Source organism: Xanthomonas sp. NCPPB 3218 (genome assembly GCF_056725185.1).
The window spans coordinates 176,395-195,426 of the sequence record NZ_CM161516.1 but is presented as its reverse complement, the minus strand read 5'-3'; the positions used below and the strand labels follow the sequence as shown (position 1 = coordinate 195,426).

The window sequence follows — 19,032 nt, the reverse complement described above, 5'->3', positions numbered from 1 at the left end:
CCACCACGCGTGAGCCTCAGCCCACAACAGGCACCGGTGCATCCGCTTCGATCACCTGCTCGCGCTTGAGCTCTTCCCATACCGCTGCCGGAATCGCCACGCGCATCGAGGCCGCATTCGCAAGCGCCTGCTCGGCCGTGCGCGCACCGGGAATCACCGCGGACACCACCTTCGGCGCAGCGGCAAACTGCAGCGACACTGTGCGCAGATCCACGCCGTGGCGCTCGCAGATGGCGAGTGCTTTCTGGCGCTTGGCCGGCGCCCATTCCGGCACGGTGCCGTCGTAGAGATATCGCTCGCGCCCGGCCAGATAGCCCGCCAGCAGCGGCGCACCGACCACTACCGACGCGCCATGCTTTGCGATCTTCGGGAAGGTGTCGTGCAGCGCCTGCGCGTGGTCGAGCAGCGAGTACTGGCAGGCCAGCAGGAAGATATCCGGATCGGCCTCCTCGATCGCACGCAGGGCCGGCTCGGGGCGATTGACGCCAAAGCCCCAGGCCTTGATCAGGCCCTCCTTGCGCATCTTGGTCAGCTCGGGCATCGCGCCTTTCACCGCTTCGGCAAAGCGCTGTTCCCACGGCATGCCCAGATCTTTCTCGTTCTCCGGCGACAGGTCGTGGATGTAGGCGATATCGATCTGCGACACGCCCAGGCGCTGCAGGCTGTCTTCGATCGAGCGACGCACGCCGGAGGCGCTGTAGTCGTAGCGATAGTCGAAGGGCGACGGCTGCTGCCACATCGTCTTCGGCGGTTTGTCGGTAGCGGTCAGCAGGCGCCCGACCTTGGTCGACAGCACATAGTCGTCTGCAGCGTGATTGTGCAAATGGTGCCCGGTACGGCGCTCGGACAGGCCCAGGCCGTACCACGGCGAGGTATCGAAGTACCGCACGCCCGACTCCCACGCCGCAGCCAGGGTCGCTTCGCTTTGCGCATCGCTGGTCGGCGCAAACCCATTGCCGATCGCCACGCCACCAAAGCCCAGTCGACTCGAGGGCCGATAGCGTGCGCCCTTGCTTGCGGGATTGGTCGGCAATGCGGATGCGGCGGCCTTGCCGCGCGTGGGCATCACGCTGCCCGGTGCGGAAGTCTGTGCCAACAACGGGGCGGCGGCCAATGCGGCGGTGCCGGCAGCGGCGGCGGAAAGGAACTGACGACGGGTATTCATGGGGAAAATCCTTGCGGCGACTCGATACACAAGGATGGTCCCGCCTGCGTGCAGACAAGGTCAGCGCAGGGGTTGCGAGCGTACACATGCAGGCAACGAACGACTCACGTGCAGGTTGGGACAAGCAGGCACGTCAGCACAGGTTGTCGGCGGTCGCTGCTGGCGGTCATCGCATGCACCGCATGCTCACGACATGCGGAAGTGGCCGGTGCACCGGTCCGATGTACTTCACCGCATGGCATTGCCTAAGAGTGGCCAACACAGCGTCGCGAGCGGTGGTCAGATGTGTGCGGACGGCACGCTAAGAACCGGAGAGTACGCGTGGTACACGCCGATTCCGAGCAGCGACCGCGCACGCATGACGGCTGTGCAATCGTTTTTTGCTGGCCGCTCCAGATCCCTGCACACGTCTCTGTTGCACGGAATCCAGCTTCCATCAGCGTATTTCCAGCAATTGCAGCTGCGCACGCGGCGGGCCATCGCCCAGCCACAGCGTGCCCACACTGATCGGCAAGCTGAAGCGACGCGGGCCGGCGCTGCCCGGATTGATGTACAGCACACCGTCGCGCGTGTGTATCGACGGCTTGTGCGAGTGCCCACTGATGATCACATCGGCAGCAACATCCGTTGCCAGCGTTTTCAGATCGTGCAACACATGGATGCGCACGCCCGCGATCAGCAGATCCAGCGTTTGCGGAAGCTGCGCTGCCCAGGGCTTGTTGTCGATATTGCCGGCGATCGCATGCAGCGGTGCCAGCGCCTGCAGCGCAGTGAGGATCTCCGGCTTGCCCACATCGCCGGCATGGATGATCGCCGCGCAGCCCTGCAATGCAGCCACGGCCTCTGGCCGCAGCACGCCGTGCGTGTCGGAGATCAGGCCAATGCGTAAGGCGACAGCCGTCATCGGGTGTGGGTGAAGGTGGCGGGCGATCAGGATGCACTGCCCGGCGATGCCGTCGCGTCAACGGGCCAGGTTGTCGGGCCAGCCGCATGGTCAGCGACAAGTGCTCCGCCGCAGCTGATGCCCGGCACACCGTCGCGTGCCAGGCATCAATCACGTCAGTGCGTCGACTCAGCGCGTTGCGCGCGCTTCCACGCCCAGACGCTGTTGGGATCGCCCTGCAGCCCGCGCCGCCTGCTCGCACGCGCCAGTTGCCAGTACGCCCATACCAATACCAAGGCGATCAGGTCCACGACCAGCACCGTTGCGTCCTGCCACGGCAGCACCACGCCACGTGCCGAAACACAGCTGGCCAGCGGAATCAGCGCCGTGAGGACAGCGCAGGCCAGCAACACCTCGTACGCACCGCGTGCTGTGGGGCGGACCAGCGCCCACACCAGCACGGCCGCAAAGACCGCGTAATAGACATAACGCTCCTGTCCTTGCGCAAGCAGGCGTGCGGCGATGAACAAGGCCGAGATGCCGGCGACGCTGCCCAGGCAGACGCCGATGGTCAGGCGCGCCATCGCGTGGGTGCGGCGCGGTTGATCCACCAGCCGACGCTTGCGGCGTGTTTCGATCCACAACAGGTTGCCGCTGTAGAACAGGAACGCACCGCCCAGCCCGAGCAGGAAATACAGCCACTGCACCGGTGCATGCCCGAAGTTGCCGAAGTGCAGCCCTTGCAGCCCGCGCAAGGCGGCGGTGCCTGTCGACATCGCCCTTGGTTCGAGCACGCGCAGGACCTGGCCGGTTGCCGCGTCCAGGGCCACGCCACCGAGTGTGTTGAGGCGGCGCTGATCGTTGTGACCATACACTTCCGCGCGTGCATTGGCATCGCCTGCATCATGGAACCCGATGCTCTCCGGTACCAAGCCCGGGCTGGCTGCGCGCGCCTTGTCCAGCAGCACCGCCAGCGGCAACACCGGCGCCGCACGCCTGGCCGGTTGCACATGTGGGGTGAGTTCGAACTCCGGTGCCAGGATCTGCATCAATTTGCCGTCGAACACCAGGAACTGGAACGGCGCCAGCAACAGCACGCCCAGGCACAACACCGCGCCGGACCAGGCAAAGATCACATGGAACGGCAGCGACAACATGCCGACCACGTTGTGCGCGTCCTGCCACAGGCGCTTGAGGTTATGCCCCGGCCGCAGCGCGAACAGGTCCTTGAAGAACACCGGCGCGTACAGCACCACCCCGCTGAGCAACGCCAGCCCGTACAGCACGCTCACCACACCGAACAGATAGGTGCCGAACACGCGTGGCAGGCCGGCGGTAAAGTGCAGGTCGTAGAGGAAATCGGCAAAGCCCACGCGCTGCGGCACTTCCAGCAGGCGGCCATCGGCGGCCTGTTGATACTGCCGCATGCCGCCACTGGCCTCGGCCTGCGGCCCATACCAGTACAGCCGCGGGGTCGGCCCGTGCTCGCCGGGCAGCAGCACCAGGAAGGAGTCGGCCACCTGCGGATGCCGGGCGATCACCGCATCCAGCAAGGTCTGCGCGGCGGCGACAGGATCTGCCGGCGCAGGCTGTGTGACAGGCGGCGTGGCCTGCCAGCCGCTCAGTTCATGCGTGAACACGGTGATGGCGCCGGCGTAGAAGGCGATGAACAAGGCCATGCCCGCCAACAGACCCATCCAGCTGTGGACCGACAGAAACGCGCGCAAAGTCGATGCTTTCATGCGCCCAGCTCCGTCCAACCCAATGCCTTGATGCCCGCAAGCGCGAGGTAGCACAGCAGCGTCAACCCGCCGAGCACGGCCCAGGCGCGCGATGCGCGACGGAACACGAACGGCAGCGCCATCGCACCCACCCAGGCCGGAAACATCAGCAGCAACCATGCCAGCGTGTAGCTCTGCTGCGGCCCCGGCAGCAACAGGGCGCACAGGCCCACCACGCCGACCGCCAGCGGCAGACCCAGCACCACTGCAGCCAGCCATCTAGCCCACATGGCGCACCTGCCTGCGTTGCGTGCGCGCCTGCCGCCAGGCATCCAGATAGGGCAGCGCCACCGCCACCAGCATCAGCGCCGTCACTGCGGCGAAGATGCCGGCCCAGGTGCCCAAGGCCTGCATGGCGCAGCCCAGCGATAGCAGCAGCAATGCGCTGGCGCCGATGCGTAGCGCGCGTGCGGACAGCCGGCGCTGCGGCCACAGGCGTTGATGCCGTGTTGCCAGATAGAACGTCAGCGCCGACGCCGCAGCGCCGAGCAGATAACACCAGGTCATCAAACCGCTCATGCCTGCGTCCGCGTTGCATCGGAGAAACGCAACACACCGAGCTGCGCTGGCCACATGCCGCCACCTTGCGCGCCGACACACGGAGAACGTGCAAGCCGCACCAGTGCATGCGCGCATCCAGCGATGCGCACACCATGGATAAACGGCTCAACCGTCGAAGAAACCACCGCCATTAAAACGCCCACACACAACACTCCCGTACACACGGTCGACGGAAGGCATGGCGGCGGCTGTGCCCGGCAGCCCTCTCCGGACCGCCTACGTAGCGGGTGACACCCCGGCTGCACCGCCCGGTGGGCGCGCGCAGCGAGGTGTTGGCCGCTCTACGGCGCGCAATCTAACAGGTGCTACAGCGCCGGACCAGCGGTCCGGCGCTGTGTGTGCTGCATCAGCCCTGCGGCGTCAGCACGATGACGCCCAGCGGCGGCAACAACAACGGCAGGGATTGCGCATGGCCATGCATGGACTGCTGCTCGGCGCTCACCACACCGCCATTGCCCAGATTCGCGCCGCCGTAGATGCCGGCATCGCTATTGAACACCTCGCGCCACTGGCCGCCTTGCGGCACGCCGATGCGGTAGCCGTGCTGCACGATCGGGGTGAAGTTGATCACCACCAGCACCGGCGCATCGCCGCGCTTTGCCTTGCGCAGGAACGCGACCACGCTGTTGGCCGCGTCATCGCCGACCACCCAGGCAAACCCGGCCGGGTCATCGTCCTGCGCGTGCAGCGCGGGGTATTCGACATACAGCCGATTCAGATCGCGCACCAGGGTCTGCACGCCACGATGGCGCGGGTCGTCGAGCAGATGCCAGGGGATGCCGCCGTCGTGGTTCCATTCGGTGGGCTGGCCGAATTCGCAGCCCATGAACAGCAACTTGCGCCCCGGGTGGGTGAACATGTAACCCAGGTAGGCACGCAGGTTGGCAAAGCGCTGCCAGTCGTCGCCCGGCATGCGGCCGAGCAACGAGCCCTTGCCGTGCACCACTTCGTCGTGCGAGATCGGCAGCACGAAGCGCTCCGAATACGCGTAGACCATGCTGAAGGTCAGCTCGCCATGGTGGTAACGGCGGTAGATCGGGTCCAGCGCCGCGTAATGCAGGGTGTCGTGCATCCAGCCCATGTTCCACTTGTAGTGGAAGCCCAGGCCGCCGTGCGCCACATCGGCAGTGACGCCGGGGAACGCGGTGGATTCCTCGGCAATCATCACCGCACCCGGGGTGTGCTCGCGCACCACCTCGTTGAGCCGGCGCAGGAAGGCGATGGTCTCGTAGTTCTCGCGCCCGCCGTGGATGTTGGGCACCCACTCGCCGGCATTGCGGCTGTAGTCGCGGTACAGCATCGAGGCCACCGCATCCACGCGCAGGCCGTCGACGTGGAAGCGCTGCAGGAACTCCAGCGCACTGGCGATCAGGAACCCGGACACCTCGCGCCGCCCGTGGTTGTAGATCAGCGTATTCCAGTCGCGGTGGAAGCCTTCGCGCGGGTCGGCATGCTCGTACAGCGCGGTGCCGTCGAAATGCGCCAGGCCGTGGGCGTCGGTGGGGAAATGCGCCGGCACCCAGTCGACGATCACGCCGATGCCTTCGCGGTGGCAGCGATCGACGAAGCGGGCAAAGCCATCCGGCGAGCCGAAGCGCGCGGTCGGCGCGAACAGGCCCAGCGGCTGATAGCCCCACGAGCCGCCGAACGGATGCTCGGTCACCGGCATCAGCTCGACATGGGTGAAGCCCATATCGGCCACGTACGGAATCAAGCGGTCGGCCAGGCCATCCCAGTCCAGGTCCACGCCTTCCTCGCGCAACCAGGAACCGGCGTGGATCTCATAGATGCTCATCGGTGCGTCGTGCGCTTGGCGGCGCGCGCGCGTGGCCATCCAGCCGTCATCGCTCCACTGGTGCGGGGTGGGGTCGGCCACGATGGAGGCGGTGCCCGGCGCCAGCTCGGCACGCCGCGCCACCGGGTCGGCCTTGGCCGGCAACTCGTTCCCATGCGGGCCGCGTAGCTGGTACTTGTAATGCGCGCCCGGGCCGACGTCGGGCACGAACAGCTCCCACACGCCGGACTGGTGCCGCAGCCGCATCGGATGCCGGCGCGCGTCCCAACTGTTGAAATCGCCCACCACCGCCACGCGCGTGGCGTTGGGCGCCCACACCGCAAAGCGCGTGCCGCGTACGCCATCGACTTCGATCGCGTTGGCGCCGAGCGCGTCGGCCAACTGCAGGTGGTGGCCTTCGCTGATCAGGTGCAGGTCGAAGTCGCTGAGCTGCGGGCCGAACGCATACGGGTCGGCGGTGTCCTGCTCGCCGCCGGGCCAGCCGATGCGCAGGCGGTAGCCGCCCTGCGCCGGCAACGCGCCGGCGAACAGGCCCGGCTCCGGGCCTGCTTCCAGCGCGATGACCTGGCCATCGTCGAGCACGGCATTGACGTAGTCGGCACCCGGTTGATAGGTGCGCAGCAGCCGACCGCTGTCGGTCGGGTGCGCGCCCAGGATGGCGAATGCGTCGCCATGGCGTGCCTCGGCCAGGGCGCGGGTTGCGCCGGGATCCCATCGATTGGTCACTGCTGTCATCACTCCACTCATCATGTGTCTCCCGCACCAGCGCGCGCGCGGTGCAGGATGCGTCGCAAGCCCTCGATCGGCACCATCAGCCAGCCGGGGCGGTTGGCAGCCTCGTAACGCACCTCGTAACAGGCCTTCTCCACCAGGAACAGCAAGGTGGCCGCGTTGAACGCTGCCGGTGCGATCCACGGGTGCGTACTGGCGTCGAGCACGGCATGGTACGCGTCCAGAAACGCCTGTGTGGAGCGGCGGCGGAACTGCACCAGGAACTCGTCCAGATGCGTGTCCACGCCCACGCCCGCACGGGCGGCGGTGCCTTCCTCGCCACGTGCCGACACTTCGCTGGCGTAATCGAGCGAGCGCAGGAAGCCGGCCACATCGCGCAGCGGGCTGGCCTTGGCGCGCCGCTCGGACAGCGGCTTGGCCGGCTCGCCTTCGAAGTCGATCAGCACCACATCGTCGAAGGCCACCAGGATCTGGCCCAGGTGGAAGTCGCCGTGCACGCGGGTCAGCAAGGAGTCGGCCAGCACGCTCGGTGCCTGGGCGAGCAAGGCATCCAGCTGCGGGCGCTCGGCCAGCACTGCCTGCAGCGCTTCGCGTTCGATCGCATCGTCGCTGCCGGCCAGGCGTGCATTGACGGTGTCCCACATCTCTTCGACCTGGCGTGCGACGCCAGCCACCACATCGTTGGCGGTGGGCAGGTCGATGCGCTGCGGGGCGAAGTCGGCGTCGTCGGTGTCGCGCGACAAGGCCTCGTGCAACTCGGCCAGGCGCTTGCCGACCACCGCGGCGAAGGCGTCGTAGCCGGCGATGGCCTCGGCACGCGATTCGTCGGTCTGCGCGGTGGCGTACTCGTCGAAGCTGCGTGCCAGATGGTCCAGCGTCCAGCGCCAGGCATCGCCCTGGTTGCGGATGAAGCCCTGCAACAGCGCGATCGTGGTGATGGTGCCCTGCGCATCGATACGGCTGACGCTGCCCAGCAAGGGCGCGGCGTTGGCGTAGCCCATCTCGGTCAGGCGACGGCCGATCTCGATCTCCGGATTGGCGCCGTTGGCCACGTGCCGCAGCAGCTTGAACACCGCCTTGTCGGCCACCACCAGCGAACTGTTGCTCTGCTCGGCCGACAGCCAGCGGATCTCCGGATCCTGCGGTATTTCCAGCGTGGCCAGCGCCGGTGTCGCCTCGAAGCGCACCTGTCCCTGCTGCGAGGCATCGTCGCCATCGCAGAACTCCAGCGCGGCGTTGTCGCGCAAGGCGTCGATCACCCCGCGCACCATCGGCTTGAGCGCGAAGGCATCGGTGAGGTAACCCACCTCGCGGCCCTGGCGCACCCGTGCCAGCGCAAGCTGCTCGGCCAGGGTGCTGGGCTGGTCGCGCTCCCACACGATGCCGACCGGCAGCATGTAGCTCTCGTGGTGGCCGTCTTCCAGCTCCACTTCCAGCTCCAGCAGGCTCATCGGCTCGGCGCCCGGCAGCGGCGTACGGCGCGAGATGCGCACGTGCTTGAGTGCCTGGTCCTTGGCCGAGAACCAGCGCCGTGCCGACAACCAGGCCGGCAGGATCTCCGCTTCCAGCGTGGGCAGATGCGGCAGCAGCGCATTGCTCTCGTCGGTGTCGCTGCGCAACACCAGCGTGCGGTAGTCCGGCAACGGCACCGGGCTGGGCACATGCCAGTCCGGCAAGGTGCCCTCGCTGACCAGCTGGAATGCGTAGAAGCCGAACGGCGGCACGGTGAGCAGATAGGTCAACCGCCCGACCGGCGGGAAGCTGCCGCCGCCGATGATGTCCACCGGTACGCGGCCCTCGAACTCGGACAGGTCCAGCTCCACCGCCTGCAGCGTATGCGACAGGTTGGCCACGCACAGCACCGTCTCGTCCTGGTAGCACCGCAGGTAGGCCAGCATGCGGCGGTTGCCCGGATACAGAAAGCGCAGGCTGCCGCGGCCGAAGGCTTGGTAGCGCTTGCGCACGCTGAGCACGCGGCGGGTCCAGGTCAGCAGCGAATGCTGGTCGCGGATCTGCGCTTCCACATTCACTGCCTGGAAGCCGTACAGCGGGTCCATCACCGGCGGCAGCACCAGCTGCGCCGGGTCGGCGCGCGAGAAGCCGCCATTGCGGTCGATCGACCACTGCATCGGCGTGCGCACGCCATCGCGGTCGCCCAGATGGATGTTGTCGCCCATGCCGATCTCGTCGCCGTAGTACAGCACCGGCGTGCCGGGCATGGTCAGCAACAGGGAGGTCATCAGCTCGATGCGGCGGCGGTCGCGCTCCAGCAGCGGCGCCAATCGGCGCCGGATGCCCAGATTGATGCGCGCGCGGCGGTCGGCGGCATAGGTCTGCCACAGGTAATCGCGCTCCGAATCGGTGACCATTTCCAGCGTCAACTCATCGTGGTTACGCAGGAAGATCGCCCACTGGCAGCTCTCCGGAATCTCCGGGGTCTGGCGCATGATGTCGGTGATCGGGAAGCGGTCTTCGCGTGCGATCGCCATGTACATGCGCGGCATCAGCGGGAAGTGGAACGCCATATGGCATTCGTCGGCGTTCTGGCCGAAATACTGCTGTGTGTCTTCCGGCCACATGTTGGCTTCGGCCAGCAGCATGCGGTCCGGGTACTCGGCATCCAGCGTGGCGCGGATCTTGCGCAGGATCGCGTGGGTTTCCGGCAGGTTCTCGTTGGAGGTGCCGGAGCGCTCGATCAGGTACGGCACCGCATCCAGACGCAGGCCGTCCACACCGCGGTCCAGCCAGAAGCGCATCACTTCCAGCACCGCTTCCAGCACCGCAGGGTTGTCGAAGTTCAGGTCCGGCTGGTGCGAATAGAACCGGTGCCAGAAGTACTGCCCGGCCACGGGATCCCAGGTCCAGTTGGATTTTTCGGTATCGCAGAAAATGATCCGCGTGCCTTCGTATTCCTGGTCGGTGTCCGACCACACATAGAAGTCGCGCTCCGGCGAGCCGGCCGGCGCAGTGCGTGCGCGCTGGAACCACGGGTGCTGATCGGAAGTGTGGTTGATCACCAGCTCGGTGACGATGCGGATGCCGCGTGCATGCGCCTGCGCCACCAGCTGCTCGAAGTCTTCGATGCTGCCGTAGTCCGGATGCACCGCCATGTATTCGGCGATGTCGTAGCCGTCGTCGCGGCGCGGGCTGGGGTAGAACGGCAGCAGCCAGATGGTGTCCACGCCGAGTTCGGCGATGTAGTCCAGCTTGGAAATCAGCCCCGGGAAATCGCCGATGCCATCGTCGTTGGAGTCGAAGAACGACTTGACGTGCACCTGATAGATGATCGCGTCCTTGTACCAAAGCTGATCTGCAACCACCGCGGACTGTTCCGCGTCGGCTTGTAACGATGGGACTGCATTCATGCGACCTCTCCTGCGCGGATGCGCCATAACGCGAACGGCCGCGTCGCCTCTAAACGGATGTGTTGCTGTTTTCCCTGCCATGTGAAGCGATGGCCGTCCCACAGGTCGTCCACCGCCACGCTGGCGTGATCGGGCAGGCCCAACTCCCACAGCGGGACTTCGATTGCGGCATCCTGCGCAGCGTTGGGGTCCAGGTTGATCGCCACCAACACCATGCTGCGGCTGCGCGACAGGTAGCCGGCATCCAGGAACTTGCCGAAGTACAGCACCTGGTCGTTGTGCGCCTGGTAGAAGCGCGTGCCCAGGTGCGACTGCAGCTCCGGGTGCATGCGGCGCAGCTGATTGAAGCGGGTGATCTCATCGACGATGTCGCCGGGCGCACGCTCGGGCCAGGCGCGCAGCTGGAACTTCTCCGAGTCCAGATACTCCTCCTTGCCCGGCGCCAACGGCGTGGCCTCGCACAGTTCGAAGCCCTGGTACATGCCCCATAGCCCCGACAGCGTGGTCGCCAGCGCGGCGCGGATCAGATGCCCGTTGCGCCCACTGGTCTGCAGGAACAGCGGATTGATGTCCGGCGTGTTGACGAAGAAATGCGGACGGAAGCACTCGCGCGGCACACCCTGGTTCAACTCGTCCACATACTCCTGCAGCTCGTGCTTGTGGTTGCGCCAGGTGAAGTAGGTATAGGACTGCGAGAAACCGCACTTGGCCAGGCGGTACATCATCTTCGGCCGGGTAAAGGCCTCCGACAGGAACACCACATCCGGCCGGCGCCCGCGGATATCGGCAATCAACCACTCCCAGAACGGGAACGGCTTGGTATGCGGGTTATCGACGCGGAACAGCGTCACGCCCTCGTTGACCCAGAACAGCACCGCATCGCGCAGCGTGTTCCACAGGTCCGGCACCGCGCCGCTGGCATAGAAGTCGACGTTGACGATGTCCTGGTATTTCTTCGGCGGGTTCTCCGCATACGGAATCGAGCCATCCGCGCGCCAGGTGAACCAGTCCTTGTGGTCCTTCAACCACGGGTGATCCGGCGCGCACTGGATGGCGAAGTCCAGCGCCACTTCCAGCCCATGCGCACGTGCGGCCTGGATCAAGCGGCGGAAGCCTTCGAGCCCGCCGAGCTCGGCATGCACCTCGGTGTGGCCGCCATCGGCCGCGCCGATCGCATACGGGCTGCCCGGCTCGCCGTCGACCGCGGTGACCGAGTTGTTGCGGCCCTTGCGATTCTTCGCGCCGATCGGGTGGATCGGCGGCATGTACAGCACATCGAAGTTCATCGCGCGGATATGCGCCAGGCGCTCGATCACATCGTCGAAGGTGCCGTGTTGCTGCGGATCGCCGCTTTGCGAGCGCGGGAACAATTCGTACCAGCTGGCGAAATGCGCCGCGCGCCGCTCGGACTCCACCCGGAAGGTCACCGGCGTCTCGGAGCGGAACGGCTTGTCGTCGGCCGCTGCCATCGCCTGCGCGGTGTCCGGCTCCAGCACGATCGCCAGCTGCTGCAGCGGCTCGCTCTGCGCGCCGATGCGGGTGAGGACGGCCTGCAGGCGCTCGGCCAAGGCACCGCTGCTGCGTGCGTGCGCGGCCTGCACCACGGCCACCGCTTCCTGCACGTCCACCGGCAGCACCGTGTTGGCGGCGCGCTTCTTTTCCAGATCCGCATGCAAGGTGGCGAACACATCGCGCCAGCCTTCCACCCGGAACTCATAGGTGCCGATGCGCTCCAGCGGGAACTCCGCACGCCAGCGATCGTTGCCCAGTGCACGCATCGGCGCGCTGGCCCAGGTCTTGGCATCGGCCGGGCGCCACAGCACCGCCACCGCGATGCGGTCGTGCCCATCGCAGAACGCATCGGCTTCCACGCAGATGCGGTCGCCCACGGTGCGCCTGACCGGGAAGCGGCCGTTATCGACCGACGGGGTCACCGACTCGATGCACACGCGCGGCCAGGCGGCCGCGGTCTGCGGGCGCGGGCGCATGCGCGGCACCGCCAGCACGTGCCGGGCCGGCACGCTGCGATAGACCCGCACCTCGCCTGGCTCCAATGCTTCCAGCGTCGCGCCGGACAGCGTGCTGCCGTCCTCGCCCACCAGCGCTTCTGCATCGCCGAGCAGGCGCAGCAGATCCGGCGCCGGGACCGGCACCACATGATCGGCATCGCCGTTGATCAACAGCAGCGACGGCAAGCCGCCCAGCGGCTCGATCGCCACCGCCGTCAGGCCGGTGCCCTCGCGCAGCAGCGGACGCAACCGCAAGCCGGCATTGCTCGGCGGCACGCCGTCGCGGGCCCTGATCGACAACGGCAATGTCTCCAGCTGCGTCTCGTCCAGCAGCCATGCTCCGCCCAGTGCCTGGGCCAGTTGCCAGTGCTGCCCGGCAGTGGCGGCACGTTTGCCATCGGGCGCGCCCACCACTGCGACAACCTGCGACGCCAACGCGCGCAGCGCCGTGTCCTCGTCGAAGAACCAGCTGCCGCGGCCGTCCCACCATGCGAGCGAGGAGAACGCCACATCGAACCCGGCACCGGCCAGTTGCTGCAAGGCCTCGATGCCCAGGCCCGGCGTCCACGCCGCAAACACCACCTCCGGTGCCTGCGCATGCACGCGAGCGATCAACTCGCGCCAGCGCTGCGCCGGCACCTGCTGCGGCTGCAGCAGGCGGAATCCGGCCGCGCCCTGCGAGGCCCAGTCCAGCAAGCGCGCGCTCCACCACTCCACCAGCGCCGCACCTTCCTGCGCATAGGTAAAGCGTGCCTCGGCCACTTCGGGCGTGGCGCGCGGCTGGCGCGGGTCCGGCACCGCCGTGCTGCGTGCCCGGAACCATTGCGGGTTGTCGCGCACCACGGCGCTGGCACCGCCCACTTCATCCAGGCGCACATCGAGCAGCAGCTTCACGCCGGCCCGGTGCGCGGCCTGCACCACCTCGCGCAGACGCTGCGCATCTTCCTCGCCGGTGGTGGCGACCTCGCTCAGCCGGCCTTCGGCGTCGCGTGCAAACGGCGGCGCGAGCACGACATGGTCAAAGCCCGCCTCACGCGCCGACTTGCAGCGCTGCTCCAGCCCGGCCTGCTCGCCGGTGGCCTCATTGAGAACACAGATCCGCATGGCGCCCCCTCAGCAGACCACGGCGCGCGCACGCACCGTGACGAAGGAAACGACGCGGGCCGACCCACCCCGCAGATCCGCCGGCGCTCGGTCACGACGCACCAGTCCAACTCCCGTCCGGATCGACCCCTGCCCACTCAAGGCCTGGTCGACCCTTCCTACCGTGACTGCACTCATGCGCAACTCCGCAACGATTCTTGACCCATGCAGTCAAGCACCCCCACTGCGAATTTCATGTGTCGGTGGAATTGACGAAAATCAAACAAGCCCGGCTGTGGTGAGGGCTCAGGCAGCGCTGGCCAACTCCCAAGGGTTGTAGGCTATGGCCTCAACCTGCAGGGAGAGCAAGGATGCGCAGCTACATCATGGCGGCACTGTTGGCCATCGCCACAGTTGCAACGGCAAAGGATCAGAGGCTGAGCCCGAGCCGTGCCGGAGAGATCGTAGGGCTTTGGCAAGACGTCAGCGTCAACGACGACATCGTCAAGGAGGACTACGCCGGCTTCGTCCAGGTCGTCGACCTCGACAAGGATGGAGTCGATAAGATCGTCTATCTGAGTTCTTCGTACTGCTGGGGTGTCAGAACCTTCGGTCGGTGCCGCTGAGCAGAAGGTTGGTTGCCATCGCGTTTACGGCAACGCGACGTGGGCTCGACCACATCGCCAAAGAACGTTTGATCGACGTCCGCGCAGGTCCTTGAAGCTCAAAATGGCGACGTCGCGCTCATTCGCCGCTTGCAGACCAGGCGTGGCAGACCGGCGATCTGCCACGCGCACGCTCACATCGCCGTCTTGATGGCTTCCGCCTTCGCCAGGTGCTGCTCGACGTGCGTCTTGGTCTCGGTCAGATGCTGCTTGACCGGCTCGGTCGACGCCACCGTCATCATCTGCGTCTCGATCAGCTGCAGCGCGTCCTTGTGCCCGGCGATCATTGCATCGATGTAGGCCGCCGCGTAGTCCTTGCCGGACTTCTGCCCCAGCGTGGACAGGTCCTGCTCGCCCTTGCTCTCCAGCTTCTTGACGTCCGGGGTTTCGGCCAGCGTCCCCAGCGCCTTGGTCTTTTCCAGGTTCTCGGTGTGCTCTTTCTCCATCATCTTGGCGTAGTCCAGCACCGCGCCGGTGACCTTCTTGTCCTGCGCCTGCTTCGCTGCGGCGATCTCGTGGTTGTCCACCGCCCCGAGCAAGCCAAGGGCGATGTCGTCTCCGGAACTCGCGCGTGCCGCGCCTTCAGGCGCCGGGCTGGCTTCGCCGACAGGCGGCGTGGTCGGGGTCGCCGCGCCACCGGTCGGCGTCGGCTCGGTGGACGCGGCAGGCGCTGCGGCCTCCTTGTCGGCATTCGGCTTGCAGCCAGCGAGCGCCAGCGCCGCGACGATGGACAGGACCAACAGTGACTGTTTCATGCTCCACTCCCTCTCGATTGGAGACAGCAGCATCTGCCTGCCCAGGTGAAGAAGGCTCATACACGTCCACTGCGTGATTCAGACATACGCATCGCCCGCGGGCGAATGCACAACGCCGCACCACGCGCGTCACCGCGCCGCAATCGACGGCCCGCGCTTGCGCGCGGGCGTGGACCTGGCCGTGGTCAGCGCGGCTGTGGCATGCGTGGCGTGTGGTGGCACGTTCCTGCTGAAAGACGGCTTGGTTTGCCGCACACTATCGCGCCACATTTCGAGTGATTGCCATGCACAATGCCTGGATGCTTGCCCTGTTGGGCGTTTCGCCACTGGTCCACGCCGCGCCGGCCGACGACGATGCCACCTGCCGCAATGGGTTGTTCACCAGCGCGCCGGTGGCGTTCTCACTCGGCAAGGTCATCCCGCCGCGCCTGTACCTGCTCAAGGACACTGATGGTTGCCCGGACACGGGCGGGGCCGCATGCCAAGGGCGCGCCTACGTGGTCAAGAACGATATCGTCCTGACGGCGCAGCGCCGCAATGCCTACGTCTGCGTGCTCTATCCCAACAAGGGAGGCGGCAATGCTGGTTGGGTCGCACAGTCGAGCCTGCAGATGCAGCCAAGCGCGGCCACGCCCACAGCGCAGGCGTGGAACGGCCACTGGCACGACGGCGACAACACGCTGCAACTGACCACCAACCCAGACGGCAGCATCACCGTCAACGGCGATGCGTACTGGCCCAGCGCCTTTCCCGACCCGGAACAGACGCCAGGCGGTCCGCACACGGGCTCGGTCACCGCGCGCGGCTATCCAGAGGGCAACCGCGTCGAGGTCAACGAAGACACGTGCAAGGTGCGCCTGCAATTGCTGGGCGACATGCTGCTGGCCGACGACAACCTGGAATGCGGCGGAATGAACGTCTCCTTCGGCGGGGTGTACCGAAAGAAGTAATCGCAAGCCTAGCCACCTTGGTGCGCCGCACGCCTGCAGTGGCAGGCGCATCGAGGCAGGCACGCTATCGACCACCACGCGACATAAAAGTCGATGCGAGGCAGCGCGTTGCGGTTTACGGTGGCCAGCAACGACCACAACGAATTTGGCTCGCTCGACACCGCAGCGGTACGGTGGATGCTGATAGCAGCAGGACGCGCCAGAAGACCCTGTCAGGGGTGACGCACCGCGTAGACCGGCGTCATCTATCATTGCCGATTGCTGTTTTGAAGGAATTGCGTTGAGACGTTCCGCCACGCGTTTGATGCGCGCACCGCTGCTTGCTGCCATGGCGTTGCTTGCCGCTTGCAGCACAACCAACACCACCAACAAATCGTTGCTGCCGTCAGCGGACAATCCCGTCAACACCAGTTACTGCATCGGGCGTCTTGCCGTGACGACCGATGTGCCCCTGCACTTTCTGGGGAGTTCCGCGCAGTTTTATTGGGGCGACATCGATACCTACCGCGAAGACGCGGCCAGCTATGCGCAGCGCCTGCTGACCGCACAAGCATCGGCCAGCGATGGCAAGGTGCGCCAACTGATCAAGCCGGTGGAAACGCTGGCACAGGATGATGGCAGGGTCATCGTCGCACACGCGGAAGACACGTTGCCGCTCGACCCGAATGTCGTACAGGTCACCGGCTTCGCCCATCGCGACGGCACCACCTTTCGTTTCCAGAAGACGGCCATCAGCCGCCTGCAGGACATCACCGAACGGCGCACCAAGGAAATCCTGGCTTCGATCACCAACAGCGCATCGCCCTTCCCGCCAGCGGCACAGTCCCAGCAGGGGTTTTGCGTCATGCACGGCACCGTCAATCTGGCACCCGGACACGACTGGCACGAAGCCTCCAGGGTCGAAGGGGAATTCACCCTGCAGGAAACGCGCTACCGTTTCAGTCTGCGTTCGCGCTACCTGCGCTCGCTGTCGTTGAACGAACAGGAAGTGACAAACCAGCGCGACCTGCTACTGGCACTGGCGGGCGCCGTACCGGGCTCCGGCCTGGCGCCGATCAGTGAACTGTCGGATGCCGCCGGCAACCCATCGCAAGGCAGTGTCCGCCTGCTCGAGATGACGACAGCCGACGGCAAGCAACAGGTCTACGAGTGGCACATGCCGGCCGTCAGCACGGCACCCAATACGCCGGCGACGTTTCTCTACATCTGGCCAGCGTCCGGGCAAGCGTCAGCCCGGGACCAGGCCAATTTCATGCGCTGGGTCGTGGCCCATCCGCAGCAGACGACACCGCTGTTGCAGATACAGCAGATGGCCAGCAGCGTTATACGGCAGCAGGCGACGCCAGCAGTAGAAGAGAGCAGGCTGGTGTACCGGATGCAGCTGCATTACCACGGCGACCAGGCTGCCGGCGGGCGCCATTACGTGATCTACAAGGATGGCCAGAAAGTTGACGATGGACGCAGCGATGCCAACGGATTCACCAAGGCACACAATGCCGACTACGACCAGGTGTGGACAACCAAGGTGCTCAACAAATGAGTCACTGCTTCAGTGCGGCGCACCCTGATCTATAACCAAGCACGCTGGAGAAGACCGGTAACCATCCGGTCAACCTATCCTCCTGACCGGCGCTGAAGATAGGCATCCAGGCAAGACGTCTCGCTTTCGAAAGTGTAGGCGTTCGAGCAGCATTTCCGGGCTTTCAAGCGCACTGGTTACCCGCCTTTCGGAATCCGCTACGCTCAAACCCCAACACGTGGACACGAGACAGGCAATGAAGCTGACAGCTGCGCAAATCCTTTCGACGCCTGGCCAAATCGAAGAGAACATCGGTAAGCACCTCGATGTCATTCGCCTGGCGGCGAGCAGGGGTGCGGATGTGCTGGTCTTTCCGGAGCTTTCCCTCACCGGTTACGAACCAGGATTGGCGCAGGCGCTGGCGGTGCAGCCCGCTGATCAGCGCTTTGATCAATTTCAGCTGGCAAGTGACCGGTACGGCATGCTCATCGCCGTTGGAGTACCCACGAAGGGGGCAAAAGGTATCGAAATCAGCATGCTCTGCTTCCAACCGGGGCTGGAGCGCACAAGCTACTCCAAACAGCAGCTGCATCTCGACGAGTTACCGTTCTTCACCGCCGGTACCGAGCAGCTTGTGCTCAGACACGGAGATCAGCTGTTGGCGCCTGCCATTTGCTATGAGTCACTGCAGGCAAGCCATGCAGAACAAGCTGCAGCGTCAGGTGCTGGCGTGTACCTGGCAAGCGTGGCCAAGTCGGAGAAAGGCGTGACATCGGCCTACAGTCATTATCCGACGATTGCAAAAATGCATTCCATGACTGTCTTGATGGCGAACTGTGTAGGCCCCGCCGACACCTTCATAGGAGCGGGTCGGTCTGCCATCTGGAGCAATGACGGTGACCTCGTTGGCAGTGCTGACGCCTTCCAGGAGGCATTAGTGGCGTACGACACGAGGGATGGAAAAGCGAGCGTCTTCAGCCTAGCTTGAGATCAGGCCAAGGCCAGTAACAGGCAGCCCTGACTGTGCGGTGGCACTCGGCAATCCCAATTGCCCGCTGCGTCGGCAGCTGCGCGAGGACATCCGCGGTGGCAGGTTTGGCCTGACTGCATTATCAGGACGCAACGACCTGAGGATATAAGCCCTTTGCGCTGTTGAGCTCAACGGCCAACTTCCCTACCTTGGACAGTAGTTTGCCGATATCCTGCTCAGGATCAGCGTAGAAATAATCGATGCAAAAGCGAAGTGACGTGCCAAACTGATCGCCGATGGGTGGAAGCGCAACGCTCCTGATCTGCATCGGCTCGCCCGCTCGTGCCGAATCGCGTACCCACCAGGAAATGAACTCGAGTGCCTTGAGGCCTTTCGGATCGCGCGCGATACCAAAGTTGACGGAGATGACAAGCTCGTTGTCCAAGCCTCCCTTTGTGCGCTTCAACGCGCCGAGCGGCAGGTCGGCATACGGAAGAAGACCGAAGTCGCTTTCCGTGACATCAGAAAGATCCACCTTACCCACCGCTGCATCGGTAATGCCGGGAATTGACGCAATGGCGTCTTGCAGTTCTTGTACTTCGGGCGGCATTGCAGCTCCAGACGAATTGCGTCGGACGATCGTCGTCGAGGCGCTGCTTGCCGTCAATTGCTCATGGTCTTGGAATTCGCCATCCACGGTGCGAAGCAACATCAGGAGATAAGATCAAATGCATACCTGTTGTCTTCCGGCATCGCCAGGGCTGTTGGCGCCGGACTCGCACGATCATCTTGAGAGATG

At 65.4% G+C, this 19,032-nt stretch carries 14 protein-coding genes and 1 other RNA gene; 4 read left to right on the top strand and 11 right to left on the bottom strand.

Features of this window, described 5'->3' with window-relative positions; translation table 11 throughout:
* Positions 1 to 16 precede the first annotated feature (16 nt).
* The 9 genes from AC1PLS_RS00825 to AC1PLS_RS00785 all read right to left on the bottom strand — a co-directional run bounded on the left by AC1PLS_RS00825 (position 17) and on the right by AC1PLS_RS00785 (position 13,395).
* Positions 17 to 1,165: an aldo/keto reductase gene (locus tag AC1PLS_RS00825; RefSeq protein WP_104543656.1), complete on the bottom strand. Its 1,149-nt coding sequence runs from the start codon at positions 1,163 to 1,165 to the stop codon at positions 17 to 19.
* Between the two features lie 253 nt (positions 1,166 to 1,418).
* Positions 1,419 to 1,495: non-coding RNA, sX9 sRNA (locus AC1PLS_RS00820), on the bottom strand.
* Between the two features lie 106 nt (positions 1,496 to 1,601).
* The gene (locus tag AC1PLS_RS00815; protein WP_184432620.1) at positions 1,602 to 2,069 is read right to left on the bottom strand and encodes a metallophosphoesterase family protein; all 468 of its coding nucleotides are present in this window, start codon (positions 2,067 to 2,069) and stop codon (positions 1,602 to 1,604) included.
* Positions 2,070 to 2,224: 155 nt separating this feature from the next.
* Positions 2,225 to 3,790 (bottom strand): PepSY-associated TM helix domain-containing protein, encoded by a 1,566-nt coding sequence (locus AC1PLS_RS00810; protein ID WP_184432622.1) that lies wholly within the window; start codon positions 3,788 to 3,790, stop codon positions 2,225 to 2,227.
* Complete coding sequence (locus AC1PLS_RS00805; protein WP_026064062.1) at positions 3,787 to 4,059, bottom strand: hypothetical protein; 273 nt, start codon at positions 4,057 to 4,059, stop codon at positions 3,787 to 3,789. Before AC1PLS_RS00805 ends, AC1PLS_RS00810 begins: the two co-directional genes overlap by 4 nt.
* Positions 4,049 to 4,348: a hypothetical protein gene (locus tag AC1PLS_RS00800; RefSeq protein ID WP_184577775.1), complete on the bottom strand. Its 300-nt coding sequence runs from the start codon at positions 4,346 to 4,348 to the stop codon at positions 4,049 to 4,051. The genes AC1PLS_RS00805 and AC1PLS_RS00800 overlap by 11 nt, the downstream gene beginning before the upstream one ends.
* A gap of 388 nt (positions 4,349 to 4,736) precedes the next feature.
* Positions 4,737 to 6,920: a 1,4-alpha-glucan branching protein GlgB gene (gene glgB, locus AC1PLS_RS00795; RefSeq protein WP_102250732.1), complete on the bottom strand. Its 2,184-nt coding sequence runs from the start codon at positions 6,918 to 6,920 to the stop codon at positions 4,737 to 4,739.
* 11 nt (positions 6,921 to 6,931) lie between these two features.
* Positions 6,932 to 10,282, bottom strand: coding sequence for a maltose alpha-D-glucosyltransferase (treS, locus tag AC1PLS_RS00790; RefSeq protein ID WP_054592003.1), 3,351 nt, complete (start codon positions 10,280 to 10,282; stop codon positions 6,932 to 6,934).
* The gene (locus AC1PLS_RS00785) at positions 10,279 to 13,395 is read right to left on the bottom strand and encodes a maltotransferase domain-containing protein (protein ID WP_481104088.1); all 3,117 of its coding nucleotides are present in this window, start codon (positions 13,393 to 13,395) and stop codon (positions 10,279 to 10,281) included. Before AC1PLS_RS00785 ends, treS begins: the two co-directional genes overlap by 4 nt.
* 350 nt (positions 13,396 to 13,745) lie before the next feature.
* Between AC1PLS_RS00785 and AC1PLS_RS00780 the strand changes: the two genes are divergently transcribed.
* Positions 13,746 to 14,000 carry a hypothetical protein gene (locus AC1PLS_RS00780; protein ID WP_481104087.1) on the top strand — a complete coding sequence of 85 codons (255 nt, stop codon included), beginning with the start codon at positions 13,746 to 13,748 and terminating at the stop codon, positions 13,998 to 14,000.
* Between the two features lie 173 nt (positions 14,001 to 14,173).
* Here the strand turns inward: AC1PLS_RS00780 and AC1PLS_RS00775 are convergent, their stop codons facing one another.
* Positions 14,174 to 14,794, bottom strand: a complete 621-nt coding sequence (locus AC1PLS_RS00775; protein WP_184432628.1) for a DUF4142 domain-containing protein — start codon at positions 14,792 to 14,794, stop codon at positions 14,174 to 14,176.
* 284 nt (positions 14,795 to 15,078) lie between these two features.
* On the opposite strand from AC1PLS_RS00775, the gene AC1PLS_RS00770 reads away from it, so the two are divergent.
* From AC1PLS_RS00770 to AC1PLS_RS00760, 3 genes are all read left to right on the top strand, one after another.
* The gene (locus tag AC1PLS_RS00770) at positions 15,079 to 15,744 is read left to right on the top strand and encodes a hypothetical protein (protein ID WP_184432630.1); all 666 of its coding nucleotides are present in this window, start codon (positions 15,079 to 15,081) and stop codon (positions 15,742 to 15,744) included.
* 304 nt (positions 15,745 to 16,048) lie between these two features.
* Positions 16,049 to 17,284, top strand: a complete 1,236-nt coding sequence (locus AC1PLS_RS00765) for a hypothetical protein (RefSeq protein WP_481104086.1) — start codon at positions 16,049 to 16,051, stop codon at positions 17,282 to 17,284.
* A gap of 235 nt (positions 17,285 to 17,519) precedes the next feature.
* Complete coding sequence (locus AC1PLS_RS00760; protein ID WP_184432632.1) at positions 17,520 to 18,251, top strand: carbon-nitrogen hydrolase family protein; 732 nt, start codon at positions 17,520 to 17,522, stop codon at positions 18,249 to 18,251.
* Positions 18,252 to 18,375: 124 nt separating this feature from the next.
* On the opposite strand, the gene AC1PLS_RS00755 is transcribed toward AC1PLS_RS00760, so the two are convergent.
* A complete protein-coding gene (locus tag AC1PLS_RS00755) occupies positions 18,376 to 18,945 on the bottom strand; it encodes a hypothetical protein (RefSeq protein ID WP_260300074.1) in 570 nt (189 codons plus the stop codon).
* Between the last annotated feature and the right edge of the window lie 87 nt (positions 18,946 to 19,032).